This window comes from Erythrobacter sp. S158, from assembly GCF_057364915.1.
In genome coordinates, this window is sequence record NZ_CP200279.1 from 2,945,567 (window position 1) to 2,967,763 (window position 22,197).

Sequence of the window (22,197 nt, forward strand, 5' to 3'; positions counted from 1 at the left end):
GACCTATTCCGCCTACATGGGAATTTTACGCAAACTCGCAATCGCTCTCGTCGTCTTTATCGCAATATTGGGCGCCGGTTTCTTCTTCCTGTCGCGCGGCGACACTGCGGATTTGTCGGTCGATGCAGTCGCGGGAACTGACCCCACCCTTCAGGCACCAGAAGCCGAAAGCTTCCCAACGGTGCAGATCGCCAAGCCAATTGGCTGGGAAGAAGGGCAATTGCCCGACGCTGCAGAAGGTCTGACCGTCGGCAGGTTTGCAGAAGGCCTCGAGCACCCGCGTGTCCTTTATGCGCTGCCCAATGGCGATGTTTTGGTTACTCTCACCCGCTCTCCCAAAAGCGCCGATGACGGCGAAGGCGGCATCATGGCCACGATCCGCGGCTGGGTTGCAAGTTATCTATTCTCCGAAGCAGGTGCGGCGGGGGATTCTCCGAACCAAATCATCCTGCTGCGCGATGCGGACGGTGACGGCGTCGCTGAGATCCAGGAAACGATACTAAGCGATGGGCTGGATTCCCCATCGGGCATGAGCTGGCATGAAGGCACGCTGTTCGTTGCAAACCATGACGCAGTGCTGGCGTGGGATTATGAGCTTGGAAGCGAGGCAGTCACCGGCTCACCGCGCAAGCTCATGGATTTGCCCGCGGGTGGCGGCCACTGGATGCGTAACATGGAGATCCATCCCGACGGCGATCGGCTCTATGTGGCTGTCGGTTCGGTCAGCAATATTGGCGAATCTGGCATGGAGGTCGAGGAAGGGCGCGCTGCGATCTGGGAATACAATCTGGAGAACGAAACGGCTCGTCCCTTCGCTGCTGGCCTTCGCAATCCCAATGGTCTCGATTTCAGCCCCTGGTCGGGCGAGCTTTGGACGACAGTGAACGAGCGTGACATGCTCGGCTCAGATCTTGTGCCAGATTATCTCACCAACGTACCGCTAGGTGCGCAATATGGTTGGCCTTGGGTGTACTATCGCGAGAACATCGACCGCCGTGTCGAAGCGCCTATGCCGCGCTTCTTGCTCGAATATGCACGTAATCCTGAATTCGCTCTCGGCCCGCATGTCGCGGCGCTCGGACTGGTTTTCACCGCTGAAGGCCACCGAATGGGCGAAAACATGGCAAGCGGCGCTTTCATTGCCCGCCATGGGTCGTGGAACCGCAAACCACCATCTGGCTATGATGTTGTCTATGTCGCTTTCGACGAGTTCGGAAAACCGCAGGGCAAGCCCGTCCCCGTACTTACAGGCTTCTTGAATGAAGATGGCACGACCAAAGGTCGCCCAACTTGGGTCGAATGGGCGAGCGATGGTTCGCTTCTGGTTTCCGATGACACGGCAGGGATAATCTGGCGGACTTACGCGCCGAATTCCGAGCCTGGCGCAGCGATCGCGCGGCGAACGGGCGCTCCGCTCAGGCCACAGGGAGAGTTGGTCGACCCGCGTGCCACCTTCGAGGAAGATTATCTGCGGCAGCAGGCTGGACAGGAAATTCGTTAGAGCGCCTTGCCGGCTCTGCCTGCGACTTCGTTTGCAAACTGGTAGGCAATTCGGCCCGAGCGATTGCCGCGCGCAACAGCCCACGCCAGCGCTTCTTCCTCGTCGAAAGAGAGTGCCAGCGGATCGGTGTAGGCGCGCACGATCTCTAGGTAGGTGGCCTGATCGCAGGGGTGAAAGCCAAGCGTAAGGCCAAAGCGATCGGCGAGAGCCAGGGCATCGTCGCGCTCGTCGCGTTCGTGCCGCGCGGCGTTTTCTTCGTGACCACGCGGAACAATGGCCCGCCGGTTTGATGTGACGGCAAGCCGGACGTTGGGTGGACGAGCGACCACCGTCCCATCGAGAAGGCTGCGCAGTGCCAGGTTTTCGTGTGGTTCGCCTTGTGCAAACCCCAGGTCGTCGAGGAAAAGCAAGTAGGCACGATCTTGCTTTGCCAAGGTGTCAATCAGTCCTGCAATTGAGCCAAGTCCATCCGAGGCAACTTGGACAAGTGCCAATGCGCCTGGGTGCTCTTCGCCCTGCCATACGCTTGCCGCGCGGATGAGCGCGGATTTTCCCATGCCTCGAGAACCCCATAGCAACATATCATGCGCGGCAGCGCCCGTGGCGAGGCGCTCAAGATTGGTGCAGACCGCCTTCTTCTGCCGGTCGATACCGCGCAAAGTCGCAAGCGGCACAGTCTCGAGGCTGCCGATTGCGGCAACCGTGGTCCCGCTCCACACATAGGCGGGTGCGCCGAGCCAATCGATCGGCGTGCTCACCGGCGGCGCCAACCGCTCCAGCGCATCAGCAATACGCTCAAGTGGTTCGCGGCGCTCGGTCATTCGGGTTCAGCCTGCCAGCTTGTCGGAAGGCAGAGTGTAGAGCAGATCGGCGCCGGCCATTGCGCCCGCCTTAAGGCCAGCGGCTTCAGGTACGATCCTATCGAGGAAGAAGCGCACCGTGACCGGTTTGGTCTCTGCCAGTGCCGGGGCCGCACCTTGCGCGACTGCCTTGTCCTGTTTCATCAACTGCCAGCCAGCTACCGCGACTGCCGCCATGGTGCAGAAAGGAACGCTCCCAGCAAGACGATCATCGAGGCTGGCTTCGCCCTGCATCCAGCGGGCAATGTCGGCGCAGTCCTTCGCCAACGCGGCAAGCCCTGCTTCATCGCCCGCATCGCGCGCGATCTCTTCGAACAATACAATCACGGCTTCACCGCCCTCAAGGCCGAGCTTGCGCGTCACCAGATCGGCGGCCTGGATGCCATTCGTGCCTTCGTAAATCGGGGCAATCCTGGCATCGCGCCAATGTTGAGCTGCGCCCGTTTCTTCGACGAAGCCCATGCCGCCATGAACTTGGACGCCGATCCCGGCGACCTCGACACCGATATCGGTGCCCCAGGCTTTGAGAAGCGGCACCAGAATTTCCGACCGGTTCTTCGCATCGGCGTCTCCGATTGTGCCCCGGTCAACCTGTCCTGCACAGTAATAGAGAAGCGCTCGGGCCCCCTCGGTGAGAGCCTTCATGCGCAAGATCATGCGGCGCACATCAGGGTGCTCGATGATTGCGACTGGGCTTTTGTCCGGCGAACCGGCACGTGCTGATTGCACACGGTCGGTGGCGTAGGCGATCGCCTGCTGGGTCGCGCGCTCTCCGATCTGGACGCCCTGGTTGCCTACATTGATGCGGGCGTTGTTCATCATCGTGAACATCGCCATCAGTCCGCGGTTTTCCTGTCCGACCAACTCACCGATACACTCGCCATTGTCGCCATAGCTCATGACGCAGGTAGGCGAGGCATGGATGCCGAGCTTGTGTTCGAGGCTCACCGGGCGAAGATCGTTGTGCGGACCAAGCGACCCGTCGGCGTTCACGTGATACTTTGGCACCACGAAGAGCGAGATCCCGCGCGAGCCTTCTGGTGCACCCGGAAGGCGGGCGAGCACCAAGTGAATTATGTTCTCGGCAAGCTGGTGGTCGCCCCAAGTTATGTAGATCTTCTGACCCGCGATCCGATACTTGCCCGCATGCTCGCCTTCGGAGATCGGTTCTGCGGTTGAACGAAGCGCGCCGACATCGCTCCCAGCGGCTGGCTCGGTCAGGTTCATCGTACCCGACCACTTGCCGCTGACGAGGTCGGGCAGGTACATGGCTTTCTGCTGGTCGCTGCCGTGATGCTCGAGAGCCTCGATGGCGCCGACCGACAGCATCGGCAGCAGGCTGAATGCCATGTTGGCCGATCCGAGGTTCTCAAGGACATTGCAGGCGAGAGTGAAGGGTAGGCCTTGTCCGCCGTGTTCCGCCGGGCTTGCGATCGCATTCCAACCTTGCTCGACATAGCCCCGATACGCTTCGGCGAACCCGTCCGGCAGGCGGACTACGCCATTCTCAAGCTTCGCGCCTTCGAGATCTCCGATCCGATTGAGCGGCGCGAACTCGCCAGCAGCAAACTGACCCACCCCCTCGACGATAGCTTCGACCAGATCGGCTTCCGCGTGAGCAAATGTTTCTGTCTTAGCGAGCTGTTCGATGCCTGCATTGACTCGGATGGCGAGCAACTGGTCCTGGGTGGGAGGCGTGTAAGGGGTCACGTTGCGTTGGTCCTCTTTCTCGTGCGGCCATGCAGCCAAAGTCTGCTTGGCAAGTTGACGCTTCAGATATAGCGCGCAGGCATGACCGACAAGGACGCTACGGAAATCATATCGCCTGACGCGGCTGGAATTGCGAAGGCCGCAGATCATCTCACTTCCGGTGAACTTGTCGCAGTGCCGACCGAGACCGTCTATGGTCTCGCAGCACGCGCCGACAGCGCAGACGCTGTCGCGAAGATATACGCGGCCAAGGGGCGACCGGATTTCAACCCGCTTATCGTGCACGTTCGTGACATTGAGCAGGCGGAGGGATTGGCCGAGTTTGATGATAGAGCAATCGACCTGGTCGAAAGGTTCTGGCCCGGACCGCTAACGCTCGTTCTTCCAATACGCTCCGATGCCGCCATCGCGAAGGCGGTGACAGCTGGCTTACCAACAATCGGTCTGCGCCAGCCGTCACACAAGGTAATGCAGGCAGTGCTCAAATCGGTCGGCGTGCCTCTTGCCGCTCCGTCAGCCAATCGAAGCGAACATATCAGTCCGACCCGTGCCGAACATGTGACCGCCTCGCTGGGTGATAACGCTCCACTGATCCTCGATGGAGGACCAAGTCAAAGCGGGCTTGAATCGACGATCGTTGCTTTGAGACAGTCGGGTGATTGGAATCTTCTGCGTCCTGGCCCTGTCACCAAGGAGACTCTTGAGCGCATTCTTGGCCCGGAAAGCGAAATCGAAGGATCTAGCGTCGAAGCACCCGGCCAGATGGAGCGGCATTATTCGCCGGGCAAGCCGATGCGGCTGAGCGCGTCAGAAGTTGCGCGAGACGAGTTCTTCATCGGCTTTGGATCGCTCGAAGGTGACTGCAATCTGTCGCAGGCCGGCGATCTCAACGAAGCGGCTGCTCGCCTTTATGATTGCCTGCATCTTGCCGCAGCATCAGACAAACCCGCCATATCGGTCGCGCCTATACCCTATGGTGAAATGGGCCGGGCCATCAATGATCGGCTAAGGCGCGCCGCGACGCATTAACGTCAGCGCGGCTCCACCGGGACGGTGGGCAACAATTCCTGGATTTCTGCATATACCTCGCGCGCCTCATCGCATGCGCGGCGGTCGCCGTCCTCGCACTCTTCGCTTAATTCACGATATTCGCGCTCCAGCTTGCCGAGACGTTCTTCGCGGCGGCGAATTTCGCGTCCTCGCGCTTCATCGGCTTCCGACTGGCTGGTCGTGGCAAGATCGACCGCTTTACCTGCCGCACGCACCGGTGCGGTGACGACATTTGCTGCGGTTTTCACCAGGCAGCCAGACAGCATTAGCGACATGGCCACGAGGCCGAATACAGCAGGAGCGCGCATGGCCATCACCTTGCGCGCTCCCAGTGATAATGCAAGCCGGGAATTGCCCGGAAGTTCTTAATCTGCGGCCACTTCTTCGGTCGCGCGAGCGTCAGCTGTCTCCGGATCAGGGCGGCAGGTCAGCGAACCCGAGCCGGCTGTCGACACGGTGCAGGTGGCAGAGCCGACCACGACCACATCGCCCGAACCGGCGATCTCCGCATCGACCTTGCCGTTCGAAGCAAGGGAAACATTACCCGAGCCAGCGATTTCGACGCTTACATCGTCAGCAGTGAGCTCTGCGAGCCGGACATCGCCAGATCCGGCGATCTCGATTGAGAGGACTGAAGCGGTCCCTGCAGCCATCACATCGCCCGAGCCCGCGATTTCGACATCGAGCCGGTCGGCTTCAATGCTTTCGACCGTGATCGCACCTGACCCTGCGATTTCGATCTCTGCCGTACTTGCCATGCTGGCGGCTTCGATCGTGCCACTGCCGGCAATCCCGAGAGCGCCAGGCGCGGGCATGGTCATGCGCACTATTGCAGGCCGCGAGCCATCATAAATCTTGCTGTCGCGCGCAATCGTCAGCCGGTTTCCGTCGCGATCGAAACGTAGCGCATCGCCGGCTTCGTCATGGCCTTCGAGCGTGATCGTGAGCGCATCGCCTTCTGCGATCATCACCTTGTCTGGGCCTGCCAGCGTGATTTCGGTTGGGGCATCGCCCGACATGTCGAGCTCAGCAAGCGGAACGCCCTCAACTTCGCCCCAGTCGTTAATGTAGGCACAGGCGGAGAGCGATGCTCCAAGCGCAAGCGCTGCCAGCGCACCTGCGCCCTTTTTCATGTTTTGCCCAAATCCACGGAACATCGAACCCTCCAAGTATAAACAATGTGTATTGCCGATATAATACACTGGCAGAGGGCTTGCAAGACGGCTTCGTGCCCAAAACGAGAAAGGGCCACCAAAAGGCGGCCCTTTCGAATTTCTGGACAGACGCGACTTACTTGCTGTCGTCGTCGTTGTCGTAATATTGCGGAGCATGCTCGCGAAGCACTTCGAGAATCTTCTCAAGTGCGGTCGGCTCGTCGGTTTCTTCCATCGCAGCAAGCTCGCGTGCGAGACGGCTCGATGCCGCTTCGAAGATCTGGCGTTCGGAATAGCTCTGCTCGGGCTGGTCGTCCGGACGGAAAAGGTCGCGGGTGACCTCTGCGATCAAAACGATCTCGCCGGAATTGATCTTCGCTTCGTATTCCTGAGCGCGCCGTGACCACATGGTGCGCTTGACTTTCGGTTTGCCCTTCAGCGTGTCCATCGCCTCTTTCAGGGTCTTGTCCGAAGACAGCTTGCGCATGCCGATCGATTCAACCTTGTTGACCGGAACGCGCAGCGTCATGCGCTCTTTTTCGAATCGCAGAACATACAGCTCAAGCTGCATGCCGGCGATTTCTTCGCTTTGCAGTTCAATCACACGGCCAACGCCGTGCTTGGGGTAAACAACATAGTCGCCAACGGTAAAGGCGGGCGCATTGCTTGCCATGCGAGTTCCTTTCATGCGGCCCAACAACTATCAGAAAATGCAACATCTTTCCTCTGCGGTTCAGCAGCTCGATATCGAGAGCTGGACCGGGGCGATGCGTTCTGGAGCTGTTTTAGCTGGTAGCGGGCCTTTCTGGTTTCACGTCCGCGATCGGGTCCGACCGGCGCGGTTGCCTCATTATATAGCACAATCGCAACAATATTGCGAGTCTGACGTATTTAGTGAGCGTTGCGCCGAGAAGCGGCGGCGATATGAGCGCCGAGAAGCAACAGATATGCTGACAGGTACAACCATGTCAGGAATACGACAATCGCACCGAGCGAACCGTAAGTCGCGTTGTAGTTTCCGAAATTCGCAGCGTACCAGGCAAAACCAGCGCTCGCGATCATCCATCCAACTGCAAAAGGCAGCGCGCCGCGAAACGCTTCGCGCAAGGTTACGTCGTCGACGTTAGGAACGATACGATAGGCGAGAAGTGCCCCGCCGAGCCCTGCGATTGCAGCAACAACAAGACTGGCTGCTGCTTCACCCGAGTTGGAAATTGCGTTGGTAGCCAGTGTTGTCAGGGCCGCGACCAGCCCGAAAGCGATAATTGCTCCAACAGTGATGCACAATGCGAGCAGGTTGGCCTTGATGAAGCCCCGGCTTTCCGCCGCAGCAAAGGCTACGTTGAAAGCGGTGATGACAGCCCCCGCGGCAACGCGAGCTGCGAAGATTGATAGAGCAATAGCCAGAATCAAACCCAGCCCCGATGTGTCGGTGCGATTGTCGGTAATGTCTTTGAGCTGATCGCCGATCAATTCTGCAGCCGAAGGCGGAAGCGTTCTGGCGAGCTCTCGCGAATTCTCGGCAACAAGCGCCGGGTCGGCAAGCAACCCGTAAGTCAGCACGATTGCTGCAAGAAGCGGCATGAAGGACAGGAAAGCGTAATAGGTGACGCCTGCCGCTAGCAGCCCGGCATTGTTTGCCTGAGCCTTCGTCCAACCTGCTTTCAAAATGTGTAGGTAACTATGCATGCTCACCGAACGCGCCAAGGCGCTCGGCTGTTCCATGGCTTAGCGGAAGCCTGGCCTCTTAGTCGCCTTCGCCCGGCTCTGCGCTGAAGTACTTTTCGAACTTGTTCTCTTCGCCCTTGTGCTCGTCGGCATCGGCGGGCGGGTCCTTCTGGCTCGTAATGTTCGGCCATTCGGCAGAGAACTTGGTGTTGAGCTCGAGCCATTTTTCAAGGCCGTCCTCGGTGTCCGGGAGAATTGCCTCAGCAGGGCATTCCGGTTCGCAGACGCCGCAATCGATGCACTCGCTGGGATTGATCACCAACATGTTGTCGCCTTCATAGAAGCAATCGACCGGACATACTTCGACACAGTCGGTGTATTTGCATTTGATGCAGTCTTCGGTGACGACGTAAGTCATGTGAGCGCTATTCCGGTTGGTGATGCGATATTGAGCGCGCCTGCTATGGGCATTTTCCAAGGCGGGTCAAGGCCAGTATCGTTTTTGAAACGTGTCCCACTGTTTGGACAGCACGATCTTGGCCTAGGCCATGCGGCTCCACGCTCGCGCGGCTTCACTTGGCGAAAGGCGCCGGTCGGGTAGCTTCTCTATTCGCGCTACGCAGATTTCGCCGCGATAAGCGAGTGTCAGGACATCGCCGACACCCACCTCGCAGCTGATCTTCGTTATGCGCGTTGAATTCAAGCGCATCCGGCCGCTCAGGATCATCGCCTTCGCGATTGAGCGTGTCCGGGCAAAGCGAAGAAAAACGAGCAGGCGGTCGAGGCGCATTGTGCCTTCCTCGCCGCTCGTCGAACTCATCCCTTCAAAAGGTCCGCAAGGCCGTCAAAAGCACCGCGTGCACGCGCAGGTCCAGTATCGTGCCGCGGCGCCGGTTTGCCCTTGCCGCCTTTCTGGTTGCCCCGGCCAGGTTTGCGCTTTGCGTCCGCGTTTCTCTTTCCCGATTGGGGCCCACGACCTTTCCCCTTGCGCGCTTCGCCTCGCTTTGGTCGGCGCTCGTCGTTTGCTCGGCGCGGTCTCCAGGTCCAGCTGTCGGGCGCCGCAGGGCCGAAAGCCCCTTCTTCCAGCTCGCGTCCGCGCTGGAGGCGGAAACCCGCGCTGCCGAGCAAGCGACGGGCGTTGTCCTCTTCAAGACCGATAGATACCGGCAGCGAAAGATCGAGGGAGAAGCGCGGATTGCGCTCCTTGCCTGCTTTTTCGTTCGCCTTCGCCCGCGCCTCGAACGCTGCACGAAGGATCTTCTCTGCCAAGTCGACCCGGATCAACTGCTTGCCTGCGAGGCGATACCCTGCAGGAATTGCATCGCTTTCCGGAAGCACAGGCAGCATTGCTTCCTGAAGTGGCCTAGTGTCGAGCGCCAGTTTGTGAAGCAGCTGGCGAGGTGCCGGCTTGAGCAGATCGCGCGCAAAAATGTCCAGCGCGCCAAAGGTCACGCCCAGCTTTCTCAGGAATGGACGCATTTCCTTGGGCAAATGTTCAAGCCCGGCTTTCTCACGTCCGACCACACCGCGTGCGTCGATCAGCGTGACAAGCAAGGCGCGCGCTTGGCTGCCGGCTTCCGGATCGTTTGCGGCCTCTGCCAGTTTTCGCAGCGGGGCAAGCGGCTCAAGCTGGACCGTCAGCCAATTGCCGAGCCCTGCTTCAAGCCGTGCTTTTGCGTCCTCGGGAATGGCAGCGGTCTCGCGTGTGAACTCCAGCCGGGGTGCAGCGAAGTCATCAGGCACAACGATCCTGGCTAGCTCGCGCCCTTGCCAAACGATCGCTCCGCCTTCGATCGCAAGGTCCTCCATTCCAGCAGCCAGCAATTGGTCAGCGCGTTGCGCCAGAATAGCGGGCAACGCTTTCTCGCCGGCGGCGAGCAGCATCTTGCGGTCTGCGACGCCAGCATCGGGGTCGACACTGAAGCGGAAACCGTCGAGCTTCCCGATCGTCTCGCCCTCAACAGTCAGGCTGTCGTCGGGTTCTAGTGTTACGGGAAGGGATCCTCCGTCCTGTCCCAGCGATTTCATCAAGATTGCAGTCCTCCGGTTGACGAACCGTTCCGTGAGACGCGCATGAAGCGCATCTGAAAGTTTAGCTTCGACCGCACGCGCGCGTGCCGCCATTTCGTCGCGCGCCAGAACCCAATCGGGTCGCTGGCAGATATAGGCCCAGGATCGGATCGCGGCGATCCTGCCCTGGAGTGTGTCGATATCGCCCTGCATCCGGTCGAGTTCTGCGATGCGGGCGGCCACGAAGTCGGCGCCAATATAGCCTTGTTGCAGGTCTTGCCAGAGCCTCGCGACAAATCGCGCATGAGGATCGACGCCCAGCTGTCGAAAATCGGGCAGAGAGCAGGCCTCCCAGAAACGGCGCACGCTGCCCTTTCCCTTGACCGATTGCGCGATTGGCTCGCTTGCAAGCCGTTTGAGAACCGCCAGATCAATGGCTTCGGGAGCGGCGCGCAGAGCCTCATGCTCGGGTCGCGATCCGAGATCGCCGATAAGGGTCGCGAGCGTGTCGAAGCGAGGCTCCGCTTCTCGCCAGTGTAGCTTTGTCAGCGGCGCAAACCGATGCTCTTCGATCGCGTAGATTTCTTCCTCCGAGAACTCGATCGGAGCGCCAGAGCGACTGCCACCACCAGTCAGCACGCCAAAGCTGCCGTCCGTCTGGTGCCGACCTGCCCGCCCGGCGATCTGGGCCATCTCCGAGGGTGTGAGCCTGCGTTTGCGCCGCCCATCGAACTTGGTCAAAGCGGCGAATGCGACGTGCTGGAGATCAAGGTTGAGCCCCATGCCAATCGCATCGGTGGCAACGATGTAGTCGACTTCACCCGACTGAAAGAGCTCAACCTGCTTGTTGCGGGTTTCCGGCGAAAGCGCTCCCATGACCACTGCGGCTCCGCCTCGAAAACGGCGCAACGCTTCCGCCATTGCGTAAACTTGCTCTGACGAGAAGGCGACGACCGCGCTGCGCCGAGGCAGCCGCGATAGTTTGGCGCTCCCGGCATGAGTGAGGGTGGAAAAGCGCGGGCGCTCGACCATTTCGGCACCCGGGATCAGCTGTCGCACCAGCGGTTCCAGCGTCGCGGACCCTAGGATCATCGTCTCTTCGCGGCCACGCGCATTGAGCAGTCGATCAGTGAAGATATGGCCGCGCTCCGGGTCCGCACCGATCTGCGCTTCATCTATTGCAACAAAGGCGTGGCCTCCGCCAAGCCGGTCCATCGCTTCGGCAGTACAGCAGAAATAACGGGCATCGGGCGGTTCGATCCGTTCCTCGCCGGTGATCAGGGCGACTTGCGCATCGCCCTTGATCGCGCGAACCCGGTCGTAAACCTCCCGTGCGAGCAGTCGCAGAGGAAAACCCATCATGCCGCTCGAATGCGCGCACATTCGCTCGATCGCGAGGTGGGTTTTACCGGTGTTGGTGGGGCCAAGCACCGCTCGCACATGGCCGCCTGAGTGATTGAAATTGTTGCGGGTCACGTCACCGCTTGTGTCAGCCGCGCCGCCTCGGGGCAATCCCAAGTTGGGATTGCGTGTAGATGGACGTTTGCCGACGCCGGGCATCTAGGTAAAACACCTTATCGCACGAATGACTCGACTGAGCGCGAGTTAAGTGGACATTTACCTTAATTGGCCATGGATTAGCGGCGCGAGAGACGGGTTGGGGACAGCCTGCGCATTTGAGAAGCAGACAGTTGGAACACTCAGGCGATATTGCGGAAGGCAGCGAGGCCCAAGGCCCGGACGAAACATCGTCCGAGGGCGCGCTGGTCCCTGCCCCCTATGGTGCCGCAAGCCCTGTCGGCATTGATGCAGAGACGGCACGCGAATTTGCGCCCTATTTCAACCGATCTAAGAAATCCGCAGGGCCTACGCCTCAAAGCAAGGTCAAGCGCCAGGTACTTGAGCGCGTCGGAGGCTGGAGTGCGCGCTACGATGAATGGAAGTTGCGCGCGGGCGCAAGGCTGGAGGGGCTAGACCTTGCACCTGACCTTGCAGAAAACATCGGCAGTCGCCGCTGGTTTCGCGGGCTTGGAACGATGGTCGCCCTCGGAGCAATGGCGCTTGCATTCTGGCCAAGCCTGACCCCGCTCGAAGCGCGCGCCGCCATGCCCGAAGGCGAGGAAATCCGGGACGAGTTCCGCAGCCAGATGATCATGCCGCTCGCATTCGGAGCAGACAGTGGCCGCCGCATGGGGCCGACGGCTGACGTCATTCCACTCGCAAGCGCTCCCGAGCGGCCGCAGATCCAGCTGGTCGCAACGCTCGCTCCTGGCGACAGTTTCGCGAGCATGCTGCGCCGCGCAGGTGTTTCGGCGAGCGATATCGGCAATGTGAGCAGCCTGGTTGGTGAGGCTATGCCACTCTCCGAGATAGAGCCGGGCACCAAGATCGATATCACGCTCGGTCGCAGAGCCGCCACCGAAGCCGCGCGTCCGCTCGATGCGCTGAAATTCCGCGCCCGCTTCGATCTCGAGCTTGAGATCGCGCGGCAGGGGATGAATCCCGAAACCGGTCAGGGCGGTTCGCTCTCGCTCGCTCGCAACTTCATCCGTGTCGACGACACGCCCTTGCGCGTGCGCGGCCGGGTTGGATCGAGCTTATACCGCTCGATGCGAGCAGCGGGCGTACCTGCCAGCGCGGTGCAGGATTACCTGCGCACCGTCGATGATCAGATCGACATGGATCGGGAAGTCCGCGCCAACGACGAATTCGACGTCATCATAGCCTATCGCCGCGCTGCAACCGGCGAGCGCCAGGCGGGACAGCTGCTCTATGCAGGGATCGACAGAGGCGGTGAGCCCAAGACGCAGCTGATGCGCTGGGGCAAGGATGGCCGGTTTTTCGAAGCGTCAGGCGTCGGCGAACAACGCCGTGGCCTTGTCGCTCCCGTGCCAGGGCCAGTTTCCTCGCGTTACGGTATGCGTCGCCACCCGATCCTTGGATATCGCCGGATGCACGCCGGAATGGACTTCCGTGCGCGTCACGGGACGCCGATCGTGGCCGTGACTGATGGACGGGTATCGTCCGCTGGTCGTGCTGGCGGTTGCGGGATTGCCGTAAGATTGGACCACGGAAGCGGGCTTTCGACGCGCTATTGCCACATGAGCCGCATGTCCGTGCGCCGCGGGCAGAGCGTGCGGCGTGGGCAGGTCATAGGTTATGTCGGTTCGACCGGCCTGTCGACTGGGCCGCACCTCCATTACGAGATGTATCGCAACGGTCGCCATATCAATCCTGCGAGCGTCGACTTTGTCACCCGCGCGGTCCTTTCGGGCAGCGAGCTCGTCGATTTCCAGGAGCGCCTCCTAACGCTACGCCGGATCGAGCCGGGAGCAGCGCTTGAGGACCTCGTGCCGCTGCCAAGCGAGGTCGGCGAACCCGAGCGCGAGATCGAGAAGATCGACCTAGCCCAGCGTGTCTCCTGATCGACAAAGCTGACACCGGCAGCTGACAAGTGCGATTGATTAGCCGCACGAATTCCGGCAAGCCTCTCCTTTATGAGAGCAAGCTATCCGAATATCCGCCTGCGCCGAACGCGAGCATCTGCTTGGAGCCGCTCGCTACACCGCGAGACGCTGATTACACCGGCGGACTTGATCTGGCCGCTTTTCGTGACAGACGGCGAGGGTGTCGAGGAGCCGGTGGGCTCGCTTCCCGGCGTATCGCGCTGGTCGGTCGACGGAATTGTCGCGCGCGCAAAGGAAGCCGTCGATCTCGGCATTCCGGTTGTGGCGCTCTTCCCGAACACGCAGCCCGATCGCCGGTCGGACGATGGAGCGGAGGCGCATAACCCCGACAACCTGATGTGCCGCGCGATCCGCGCGATCAAGGATGCTTGCGGTGAAGACCTCGGGGTCCTGACCGATGTGGCGCTCGACCCTTATACGAGCCACGGTCAGGATGGCCTGATCGACGAGCGTGGCTACGTCACCAATGACGACACCGTGGCAGTGCTGGTAGATCAGGCGCTCAACCAGGCCGAAGCCGGTGCGGACATCATCGCTCCGTCTGACATGATGGATGGCCGCGTCCACGCCATCCGGATAGCGCTCGAAATGGGCAACCACCATAACGTCCAGATCATGAGCTACGCCGCCAAATATGCGAGCGCCTTCTACGGCCCGTTTCGCGATGCGGTGGGTTCCGGCGGCCTGCTGAAAGGCGACAAGAAAAGCTACCAGATGGACCCGGCCAACAGCGACGAGGCGCTGCGAGAAGTCGAACTCGACATTGCCGAGGGCGCGGACAGCGTCATGGTGAAGCCGGGTCTCGCCTATCTCGACATCATCTACCGCGTGAAGGAAGCTTTCGGCGTCCCGGTCTTCGCCTATCAGGTGAGCGGCGAATACGCGATGATCGAGGCAGCGCAGAGCGTGGGCGCAGGCGACCGCGATGCGCTGCTGATGGAGAAGCTGCTTGCCTTCAAGCGCGCCGGGTGCAGCGGGGTCTTGACCTATCACGCACCGGTGGCTGCGCGTCTTTTGAATGGCTGAATTCCGGCACGAGACCGACCGACTGATCCTGCGCGATTGGCGCGAGGATGACTGGGAGCCGTTCTGGAAGGGCGTGAATACGCCTGCAGTCGCCAAATGGGTCGGTGGGGTTGCGAGCGAGGCGGCCATGACCGAAGGGCAGGCAAGGCTCGAACGCTATGCTCGCGACTTTGGCCACACCTTTTGGTGTATCGAGCGAAAGGAAGACGGCAAAATTCTCGGTTTCTGCGGGCTCAAACGCTGCACCGACGAGGAAGGTCCATTTGGTGAGATGGAGGCAGGCTGGCGTCTTCGCGAAGATGCCTGGGGCAAAGGTTATGCAAAGGAAGCGGCTATTGCTTCGCTCGACCTTGCATTCACCCGCTTCGGCGCGGAGCAGGTCATCGCCATGACCTTCAAGGGCAACGAGCCAAGCTGGGGCCTTATGCTGAGGCTCGGCATGTCGCGGCGAGAGGATCTCGACTGGATCGATACAATGTGGGAGCTCGATGACCCGAAGGTCATCATCTACGCGATCACGCGCGAGGAGTGGCAACAGCAGCATGCCTGAGATTGTCCTCGAAACCGGGCGCCTTGTCCTGCGAACCATCGGTGAAGGGGACGCGCTGGAACAGGACCGCGTTCTCAACACGCCGACCGTCATGGACCACCTCGGCGGCGTCGAGGAACTGCACGAAATCGAAGCCAAACACGCGAAATCGATGCAACTTCACGCGCGCGAAGGGTTCAGCTTCCTTTTCCTGATCGAGAAGGCGACCGGCGAGATGGTCGGCACTTGCGGGATCAAGCGTGTCGACAATGATCATGCACCCAACCATGGCGATCACGAGATAGGCTGGCTGGTGCGCGAGGATCGTTGGAGGCGCGGTTACGCCTATGAGGCCATGCGCGCGGTGATTGACTGGGCCTTTGGGCGTGTCGCAGCGCCCCACGTCGTCGCGCTTACGAGCGAGGCGAATGTCGGCAGTTGGAAGCTGATGGAAAAGCTGGGTATGGAGCGGCGTAAAGACCTCGATTTTGTCGACCCGGATTTTCCGGAGAAAGACAATCCGATCATCCAATATTCGTTGACCGAACAACAGTGGGAGCAACGCACATGACCGCTCATCCCGGAGCCAATATCATCCCGATCCACGGGAAAGCGCCGAAGATTCATGAGACTGCCTTCATCGCGCCGGGATCGACGATCATCGGTGATGTCGAGATCGGGGCAGGGTCATCGATCTGGTACAATTGTGTCGTGCGCGCTGATGTGTTCAAGATCCGCATTGGTGAGCGGACCAATGTGCAGGACGGAAGCGTCCTTCATTGCGATCCACCAAGGCCAGATGATCCCGGCGGCTGTCCGCTTATCATCGGGGACGATGTGTTGATCGGTCATATGGCGATGGTCCACGGCTGCACGATCCATGACCGCGGCTTTGTGGGCCTTGGTGCAATTGTGATGAACAAGGCAGTCATTGGATCTGACGCCATGCTGGCAGCAGGCGCAATGCTAACCGAGCGCAAGGTCATGGGCGAGCGCGAGCTTTGGGCGGGCCGCCCTGCGAAAAAGCTCAAGGACCTCTCCGATGCCGCAATCATGGGCATGAAGATCGGCACGGCGCACTACGCCGAGAACGCCAAGCACCACACCACGGCGGTCCGCGACGCGCTGGGCTAGCCAATCAGCCCGGCCCCTTGGTCATGTATTTCATCATGTGCGGCATGAAGTCCGCCTTGCCGATCTCAAGGCCAGCCATCCTTAGAAGCGCGTAGGCCGTGGTCAGGTGGAAATAGAAGTTAGGCAGCGACCATTCGTGCACGTATTGCTCAGCGGTCATCGTGAACTGCATGCCGTTGGGAAGGTCGAGCACGATCGTGTCTTCGGTCCCGACCAACTCGTCTGGGTCGATCGAATCGAGCAGTTCGGCGGTCTCGGCAATATGCGCCTTTGCCTCGGCCAAAGTCGTCGCGTTTTCCTCGCGCGAGGTGAAGCTGCGTTCGGTGAGACGCGGCAATGCCTCGCCTGGCAGGTTCGCGACGAAGCGAACCTGCGTTGCGAGCGGATGCATATCCTCGGCAAGCTTGGCCTCGAGCAGCGCATCGCCTTGCGGGTGCGATTCGGCCTTGGTCAGAAGTGCGGCTAGGGTGTCGAGCCGCGTGCGATAGACGGCGATGGATTGTTCGTGCAGGGTCATTCGGTTCTTCTCCTCTGACCCAAAGATAACAAGCCAGTTGCGAATTGCAACTCAATCTCGGATAAGCGCGCGCAAGGTTTTGATCCGGTCGGCCTCATGCACGGGCTTGTCCCAACGAATGCGGTGAATGCGGGGGAAGCGCATGGCGAGACCTGACTTGTGCCGTTTCGAAGTGTGCACGCTGTCGAAAGCAACCTCGAACACCAGCGTCCGCTCGACTTCGCGCACCGGTCCAAAGCGGTTGAGCGTTGTCTGCCGCACGAGCCGGTCGAGCTTTTTGAGTTCAGCATCGGTGAACCCGGAATATGCCTTGCCGACGGGAAGCAGTTCCGCCCCTTCGTCTGGGTCGCCATCCCAGCATCCAAAGGTGTAGTCCGAGTAGAAGCTCGACCTTTTGCCCGACCCGCGCTGCGCATACATCAGCACGCAATCGATCAGCAGCGGATCGCGCTTCCACTTGTACCAGTAGCCGACCTTGCGTCCAGCGATGTAGGGACTGTCCTTGGCCTTCAGCATCAAGCCTTCGATCGCATCGTCGCGCGTGCCCTCGCGGATCTCGGCAAGATGGTCGAAATCGCGCGCCTGGACGATCTCCGAGATATCGAAGTGTGATGGTGGGAGCTTGCCCATCAGCTCTTCGAGCGCCGTTCGCCTTTTCGTCCATCGGTATTCGCGCAGGTCATCTCCCTCGACAATCAGCGCGTCGTAAAGGCGGACGAATGCCGGAAACTCGGCCAGCATCTTCTTCGAAACCGTCTTCCGACCCAGCCTTTGCTGAAGCGCGTTGAAGCTTGCAGCACCGCCTTGCTCGCCGCCCTGGACATTTCCGCGCACTAGCAACTCCCCATCCAGCACAGCGTCAATTGGCAGAACTTCGAGCAGTTCGGGAAAGGTCGCCGAGATATCATCACCGGAGCGCGAGTAGAGCCGCGTCTCACCGCCGACGCGGACGAGCTGGATGCGAATGCCGTCCCACTTCCACTCGGCTGCGAAGTCCGCAAGATCAACTCGCGTATCCTCAAGCGGATGAGCGAGCATGAACGGCCGAAAGCGCGGCGTATTCGAAACGTCCGGAGGATCGGCCCCATCGGCTGCCCATGCGAAAAGATCGGGGTAGGGTGCCTCGAGAGCGTGCCAATATTCCTCGACTTCCTCCACTGACACGTCGAAGGCCTGCGCAAAGGCGGTCTTGGCGAGCCGCGCCGAAACGCCGATGCGCATGCCACCTGTCGCCATCTTGATGAGCGCAAAGCGACCATTGGCATCGAGCCGATCGAGAAGGCCGGGCAATTCCTTGGGCGCGGTGTTGCGATTGAACGCCGACAATTGGTCGACCACTTGCGACACGCTGGGTGGATCGTCATCAACCTCGCCGCCAGGCCAAAGCAGGCTCGCCGTCTCGGCAGTGTCGCCCACGAAGTCGCGGCTGAGCGCCCAGAGAACAGGATCGACGCGATCCTTCATGAGGTTGCGGATCGTCGAGCTTTTCACCGCGGGAAAGTCTAGCTCGCCTGTGAGAGCAGCGAGAGCCCAGCCCCGATCGGGATCGGGTGTTTCGCGCAGATACTCGGCAATAAGCGCGAGCTTGCGGTTGCGGCTGGTCGTGTAAACCAGCGTGTCGAGGAGGGTAGCGAAATCCTTCACTCGTCCTCCTCCTCGCGGCCCACTAGTGCCAGCGCCCGCGCGCGGCGCTGGTGAAGCTCGCACCAGCGCAGCAAGGCCTCCTCGCGTCCATGAGTGATCCAGGTCTCCTGCGGATCCACCTCTGCAATCGTGTCTGTCAGTTCATTCCAGTCAGCATGGTCGGAGATCACCAGCGGCAATTCGACCCCCCGCTGCCTTGCCCGCTGGCGCACCCGCATCCAGCCCGAGGCCATTGCGGTGATGGGATTGGGCAGTCGCCTGCTCCAACGATCATTGAGCGCGCTGGGCGGAGCCATGACGATGCTGCCCTGCATGTCCTCTTTGGAGTGGTCGCTCACCAGACGCAATTCCCCGAGGTTCACCCCGTGCTCCTCGTAAAGCCGACACATTTTCTCGAGTGCTCCGTGAAGGTAGATCGGGTCACTGTGACCTGCTGCCCGCAATTCGGCGATTACGCGCTGCGCCTTACCAAGCGCATAGGCGCCGACGAGCACGCATTGATCGGGATGTGCCTCCAGCGCGGAAAGCAGTTTTGCCATTTCATCGGCGATCGGCGGGTGCGTGAAAACAGGGAGGCCGAACGTCGCCTCGGTGATGAAGATGTCGCATGGCGCAACTTTGAAGGGAGCGCAGGTCGGATCGGCGCGCCTCTTGTAATCGCCTGTGATGATTACGCGCTCGCCAGCATGTTCAAGCAGGATCTGTGCCGAGCCAAGGACGTGTCCAGCCGGAATGAAGGTCGCATCGACACCGCCGCCCAGGCTTAGGGTTTCGCCATATTCAACCGGCACGGCCTTGTGCGGGATCTTGCCCGCCTCGTCCTGTGAGCCGGTGCGGTATCGCAATTCCATGATCGCGAGTGTTTCGGGTGTTGCGAGCGTTTCGCCATGTCCGCCGCGCGCGTGGTCGGCGTGGCCATGCGTCACCAGCGCGCGTGGGACGGCCCTGCCGGGATCGACCCAGACGTCTGCTGGGACAACGTGGATTCCCCAAGGTTCGGGGCGGATCCAATGAGAGCCAGAAGTGTGTGCCATGGTGTACTTACGAAAAGGGCGCGAGAAGGTTTCCCTGCTCGCGCCCCCAATTCGTTTGAAGCTGGATCAGCTTTCCTTGTCGCTGCCTGATTCTTCGGGCTTCGTATCGCCCTTCGGATCCTCCTTGGCAGAAGGCGGCGCCTTCTTGGCTGCGGGCTTCTTGCGAGCCGGAGCCTTGCGCTTTGGCTTCGCCTTGGGCGGTGACGGGGTGAGTTCGAAGGAGGGTTTGCCGTCCTTCATCGTCACCGACACCTCGCCGCCATCGGCGAGCTTGCCGAAAAGAAGTTCTTCCGCGAGCGGTTGCTTGATCTTGTCCTGGATCAGGCGGCCCATCGGACGCGCGCCATAGAGGCGGTCGTAACCCTTGTCCGCCAGCCACGCACGCGCATCGCTATCGAACTGGATGTGGACGTTCTGTTCGGCGAGCTGGAGTTCGAGCTCGAGGATGAACTTGTCGACCACGCGGGCAACGGTGCTCTTGCCGAGATAGCCGAAGGGCACGATCGCATCGAGACGGTTGCGGAATTCGGGCGTGAACATCTTGTTCACCGCCTCGGTCCCGGCATCTTCCTTGGAAACGTCGCCAAAGCCGATGCCGCTCTTCGCCATATCGGCCGCGCCCGCATTGGTCGTCATGATGAGAACCACGTTACGGAAATCGACCGTCTTGCCGTGGTGGTCGGTCAGGCGGCCATTATCCATCACCTGCAGCAGGATGTTGAAGAGATCAGGGTGCGCCTTCTCGATCTCGTCGAGCAGCAGCACGCAATGCGGGTTCTGGTCGACCGCATCGGTGAGCAGGCCGCCCTGGTCGTATCCGACATAGCCCGGAGGTGCACCGATCAGACGCGAGACGCTGTGGCGTTCCATATACTCGGACATGTCGAAACGCTTGAGCTCGATGCCCATGATCGATGCTAGCTGGCGCGCGACCTCGGTCTTGCCGACGCCGGTGGGGCCACTGAACAGGAACGACCCGATGGGCTTGTCCGGATCGCGCAGACCTGCACGGCTTAGCTTCATTGCGGTCGAAAGGCGGGTGATCGCCTCGTCCTGACCGAAGACGACGTGCTTGAGATCGCGCGAGAGGTTCTCGAGCGCCTTCTTGTCGTCCTTCGAAACCGATTTGGGCGGAATGCGCGCCATCGTCGCAATCACGGCCTCGATTTCCTTGGCGGTAATCTTCTTCTTGCGGCGGCTGGGCGGCACAAGCATCTGCATCGCGCCAACCTCGTCGATTACGTCGATCGCCTTGTCGGGGAGCTTGCGGTCGTTGATGTAACGCGCCGAAAGCTCGACTGCGGTCTTGAGCGCATCGGGCGTGTACTTGACGTTGTGATGATCCTCGAAGGCGCTGCGAAGACCCTTCAGAATTTTCACCGTATCTTCGATAGTTGGCTCGTTCACGTCGATCTTCTGGAACCGGCGAAGCAGCGCGCGGTCCTTTTCGAAGTGGTTGCGGAATTCCTTGTAGGTGGTCGACCCGATGCAACGGATCGCACCCGAGGACAGCGCAGGCTTCAGCAGGTTCGATGCATCCATCGCCCCGCCGCTGGTCGCGCCGGCGCCAATCACAGTGTGAATCTCGTCGATGAAAAGGATCGCGTGCGGCATCCCTTCAAGCTCGGAGACGACCTGCTTGAGACGCTCCTCGAAATCGCCGCGATAACGCGTGCCGGCCAGCAGCGCGCCCATGTCGAGCGAGTAGATCACCGCTTCGGCAAGCACTTCGGGCACATCGCCCTCGACGATCTTGCGAGCCAGACCCTCGGCGATGGCGGTCTTACCAACGCCGGGATCACCGACATAAAGCGGGTTGTTCTTTGAACGGCGGCACAGGATCTGAACCGTGCGATCCACTTCAGGACCGCGACCGATCAGCGGATCGATCCGGCCATCCTCAGCCTTCTTGTTCAGATTGACCGTGAACTGGTCGAGCGCAGTTTCCTTCTTCGAGCCAGCATCCTTGGCCTGCTCGGCCTCGGCTGCGGCCTCTTCGGAACCCTGCGGCGCTTTCGATTCAAGCTGACGGCCACCCTTGCCGATGCCGTGGCTGATATAGCTCACCGCATCGAGGCGGCTCATATCCTGCTGTTGCAGGAAATAGACCGCGTAGGAATCGCGCTCGGAAAACAGCGCCACGAGGACATTAGCGCCTGTCACCGTGTCCTTGCCCGAGGACTGAACGTGCAGGATCGCGCGCTGGATCACCCGCTGGAACCCGGCGGTCGGTTGCGGGTCGGCGTCTTCCTCGGTCTTGAGGCTCTGATATTCCTGATCGAGATATTGCTTCACCACCTCGCCAAGCTCGGCAAGATCGACCCCGCAAGCGGCCATCACCTGCGCGCCGTCTTCATCATCGATCAGCGCGAGCAGCAGATGCTCCAAAGTCGCATATTCATGGCGACGCTCCGAAGCGTGAGCGAGCGCGTTGTGCAGTGTCCGTTCGAGATTCTGGGCGAAACTTGGCATGGATTGAGGTCTCTATTCGGGGGCGAAGAATGCTCCGACTATCGAAGCATAAAGGAGGGTGTACGAATTATATGGTACGCGTCTGCATAATTGCGAATCCGAATGGGGTTTCGCAAAAACGATCATGAGCCGGGACCCTTAAAAAGTGCATCTGCCGCCGCGCGATGAGCACTTGCCTTGTCGCGGTGCGCCGTGACCCGATCGATCTCCGCTTCAAGCAACGCAATACGCTCGGTCAGTTCATCCTGAGAGTAGGGTGCAAGGTCCTCTGCTGCCAGCTTGCTGGCGGCGTCTCCTTTGGGGCGCGGGAGATCGAGATCATCCATTGACGCCAGCATCGCTCGACACGCGGCTTGCTGTCAATGCGCTTGGCCTGTATTTCCGCTCTCCGCATCAAGGGTCGTCGCATGTGCGATCGCCA

21 protein-coding genes are annotated in these 22,197 nt (G+C 60.5%); 7 read left to right on the forward strand and 14 right to left on the reverse strand.

Annotated features, from left to right (window positions below; all coding sequences use genetic code 11):
- The first annotated feature begins 16 nt into the window (after window positions 1–16).
- On the forward strand, window positions 17–1,501 hold the full coding sequence (locus AC0V6T_RS14460; protein ID WP_486128623.1) for a PQQ-dependent sugar dehydrogenase: 1,485 nt from the start codon (window positions 17–19) through the stop codon (window positions 1,499–1,501).
- Here AC0V6T_RS14460 and AC0V6T_RS14465 read toward each other — a convergent pair.
- Both AC0V6T_RS14465 and AC0V6T_RS14470 read right to left on the reverse strand, forming a co-directional pair.
- Window positions 1,498–2,322 (reverse strand): DUF815 domain-containing protein, encoded by an 825-nt coding sequence (locus AC0V6T_RS14465; RefSeq protein ID WP_486127996.1) that lies wholly within the window; start codon window positions 2,320–2,322, stop codon window positions 1,498–1,500. The two genes, AC0V6T_RS14460 and AC0V6T_RS14465, sit on opposite strands and share 4 nt — an antisense overlap.
- Before the next feature lie 6 nt (window positions 2,323–2,328).
- The gene (locus AC0V6T_RS14470; protein WP_486127998.1) at window positions 2,329–4,071 is read right to left on the reverse strand and encodes an acyl-CoA dehydrogenase family protein; all 1,743 of its coding nucleotides are present in this window, start codon (window positions 4,069–4,071) and stop codon (window positions 2,329–2,331) included.
- A gap of 81 nt (window positions 4,072–4,152) precedes the next feature.
- Here AC0V6T_RS14470 and AC0V6T_RS14475 point away from each other — a divergent pair, with 81 nt between their 5' ends.
- A complete protein-coding gene (locus tag AC0V6T_RS14475; protein WP_486128000.1) occupies window positions 4,153–5,100 on the forward strand; it encodes an L-threonylcarbamoyladenylate synthase in 948 nt (315 codons plus the stop codon).
- A 2-nt stretch (window positions 5,101–5,102) separates the two neighbouring features.
- On the opposite strand, the gene AC0V6T_RS14480 is transcribed toward AC0V6T_RS14475, so the two are convergent.
- The 7 genes from AC0V6T_RS14480 to AC0V6T_RS14510 all read right to left on the reverse strand — a co-directional run bounded on the left by AC0V6T_RS14480 (window position 5,103) and on the right by AC0V6T_RS14510 (window position 11,429).
- Window positions 5,103–5,429 carry a hypothetical protein gene (locus tag AC0V6T_RS14480; RefSeq protein ID WP_486128625.1) on the reverse strand — a complete coding sequence of 109 codons (327 nt, stop codon included), beginning with the start codon at window positions 5,427–5,429 and terminating at the stop codon, window positions 5,103–5,105.
- Between the two features lie 57 nt (window positions 5,430–5,486).
- Entirely contained in the window at window positions 5,487–6,254 is a 768-nt protein-coding gene (locus tag AC0V6T_RS14485) for a head GIN domain-containing protein (RefSeq protein WP_486128002.1), read from the reverse strand.
- 157 nt (window positions 6,255–6,411) lie between these two features.
- On the reverse strand, window positions 6,412–6,948 hold the full coding sequence (locus AC0V6T_RS14490) for a CarD family transcriptional regulator (RefSeq protein WP_007165706.1): 537 nt from the start codon (window positions 6,946–6,948) through the stop codon (window positions 6,412–6,414).
- 218 nt (window positions 6,949–7,166) lie between these two features.
- Complete coding sequence (locus AC0V6T_RS14495) at window positions 7,167–7,964, reverse strand: YihY/virulence factor BrkB family protein (protein WP_040465022.1); 798 nt, start codon at window positions 7,962–7,964, stop codon at window positions 7,167–7,169.
- 58 nt (window positions 7,965–8,022) lie between these two features.
- A complete protein-coding gene (gene fdxA / locus AC0V6T_RS14500) occupies window positions 8,023–8,361 on the reverse strand; it encodes a ferredoxin FdxA (protein ID WP_007165704.1) in 339 nt (112 codons plus the stop codon).
- Between the two features lie 123 nt (window positions 8,362–8,484).
- Window positions 8,485–8,763, reverse strand: coding sequence for a S4 domain-containing protein (locus tag AC0V6T_RS14505; RefSeq protein ID WP_486128005.1), 279 nt, complete (start codon window positions 8,761–8,763; stop codon window positions 8,485–8,487).
- On the reverse strand, window positions 8,760–11,429 hold the full coding sequence (locus AC0V6T_RS14510) for a helicase-related protein (protein ID WP_486128007.1): 2,670 nt from the start codon (window positions 11,427–11,429) through the stop codon (window positions 8,760–8,762). Before AC0V6T_RS14510 ends, AC0V6T_RS14505 begins: the two co-directional genes overlap by 4 nt.
- A 215-nt stretch (window positions 11,430–11,644) precedes the next feature.
- Here AC0V6T_RS14510 and AC0V6T_RS14515 point away from each other — a divergent pair, with 215 nt between their 5' ends.
- The 5 genes from AC0V6T_RS14515 (at window position 11,645) to AC0V6T_RS14535 (ending at window position 16,109) form a co-directional block, all read left to right on the forward strand.
- Entirely contained in the window at window positions 11,645–13,378 is a 1,734-nt protein-coding gene (locus AC0V6T_RS14515) for a peptidoglycan DD-metalloendopeptidase family protein (protein ID WP_486128009.1), read from the forward strand.
- A 72-nt stretch (window positions 13,379–13,450) separates the two neighbouring features.
- On the forward strand, window positions 13,451–14,446 hold the full coding sequence (gene hemB / locus AC0V6T_RS14520) for a porphobilinogen synthase (protein WP_486128011.1): 996 nt from the start codon (window positions 13,451–13,453) through the stop codon (window positions 14,444–14,446).
- Entirely contained in the window at window positions 14,439–14,996 is a 558-nt protein-coding gene (locus tag AC0V6T_RS14525; protein WP_486128013.1) for a GNAT family N-acetyltransferase, read from the forward strand. Before hemB ends, AC0V6T_RS14525 begins: the two co-directional genes overlap by 8 nt.
- Window positions 14,989–15,546: a GNAT family N-acetyltransferase gene (locus AC0V6T_RS14530; RefSeq protein ID WP_486128015.1), complete on the forward strand. Its 558-nt coding sequence runs from the start codon at window positions 14,989–14,991 to the stop codon at window positions 15,544–15,546. Before AC0V6T_RS14525 ends, AC0V6T_RS14530 begins: the two co-directional genes overlap by 8 nt.
- Window positions 15,543–16,109, forward strand: a complete 567-nt coding sequence (locus AC0V6T_RS14535; RefSeq protein WP_486128017.1) for a gamma carbonic anhydrase family protein — start codon at window positions 15,543–15,545, stop codon at window positions 16,107–16,109. Before AC0V6T_RS14530 ends, AC0V6T_RS14535 begins: the two co-directional genes overlap by 4 nt.
- A 4-nt stretch (window positions 16,110–16,113) precedes the next feature.
- On the opposite strand, the gene AC0V6T_RS14540 is transcribed toward AC0V6T_RS14535, so the two are convergent.
- The 5 genes from AC0V6T_RS14540 to AC0V6T_RS14560 all read right to left on the reverse strand — a co-directional run bounded on the left by AC0V6T_RS14540 (window position 16,114) and on the right by AC0V6T_RS14560 (window position 22,102).
- Window positions 16,114–16,626, reverse strand: coding sequence for a DUF1993 domain-containing protein (locus AC0V6T_RS14540; protein ID WP_486128019.1), 513 nt, complete (start codon window positions 16,624–16,626; stop codon window positions 16,114–16,116).
- A 51-nt stretch (window positions 16,627–16,677) separates the two neighbouring features.
- Complete coding sequence (locus AC0V6T_RS14545; protein ID WP_486128021.1) at window positions 16,678–18,270, reverse strand: cisplatin damage response ATP-dependent DNA ligase; 1,593 nt, start codon at window positions 18,268–18,270, stop codon at window positions 16,678–16,680.
- The gene (locus AC0V6T_RS14550; protein WP_486128023.1) at window positions 18,267–19,304 is read right to left on the reverse strand and encodes a ligase-associated DNA damage response exonuclease; all 1,038 of its coding nucleotides are present in this window, start codon (window positions 19,302–19,304) and stop codon (window positions 18,267–18,269) included. Before AC0V6T_RS14550 ends, AC0V6T_RS14545 begins: the two co-directional genes overlap by 4 nt.
- A 66-nt stretch (window positions 19,305–19,370) precedes the next feature.
- On the reverse strand, window positions 19,371–21,776 hold the full coding sequence (gene clpA / locus AC0V6T_RS14555) for an ATP-dependent Clp protease ATP-binding subunit ClpA (protein ID WP_486128025.1): 2,406 nt from the start codon (window positions 21,774–21,776) through the stop codon (window positions 19,371–19,373).
- Between the two features lie 122 nt (window positions 21,777–21,898).
- The gene (locus AC0V6T_RS14560; RefSeq protein ID WP_007165692.1) at window positions 21,899–22,102 is read right to left on the reverse strand and encodes a DUF1192 domain-containing protein; all 204 of its coding nucleotides are present in this window, start codon (window positions 22,100–22,102) and stop codon (window positions 21,899–21,901) included.
- Window positions 22,103–22,197: the final 95 nt, after the last annotated feature.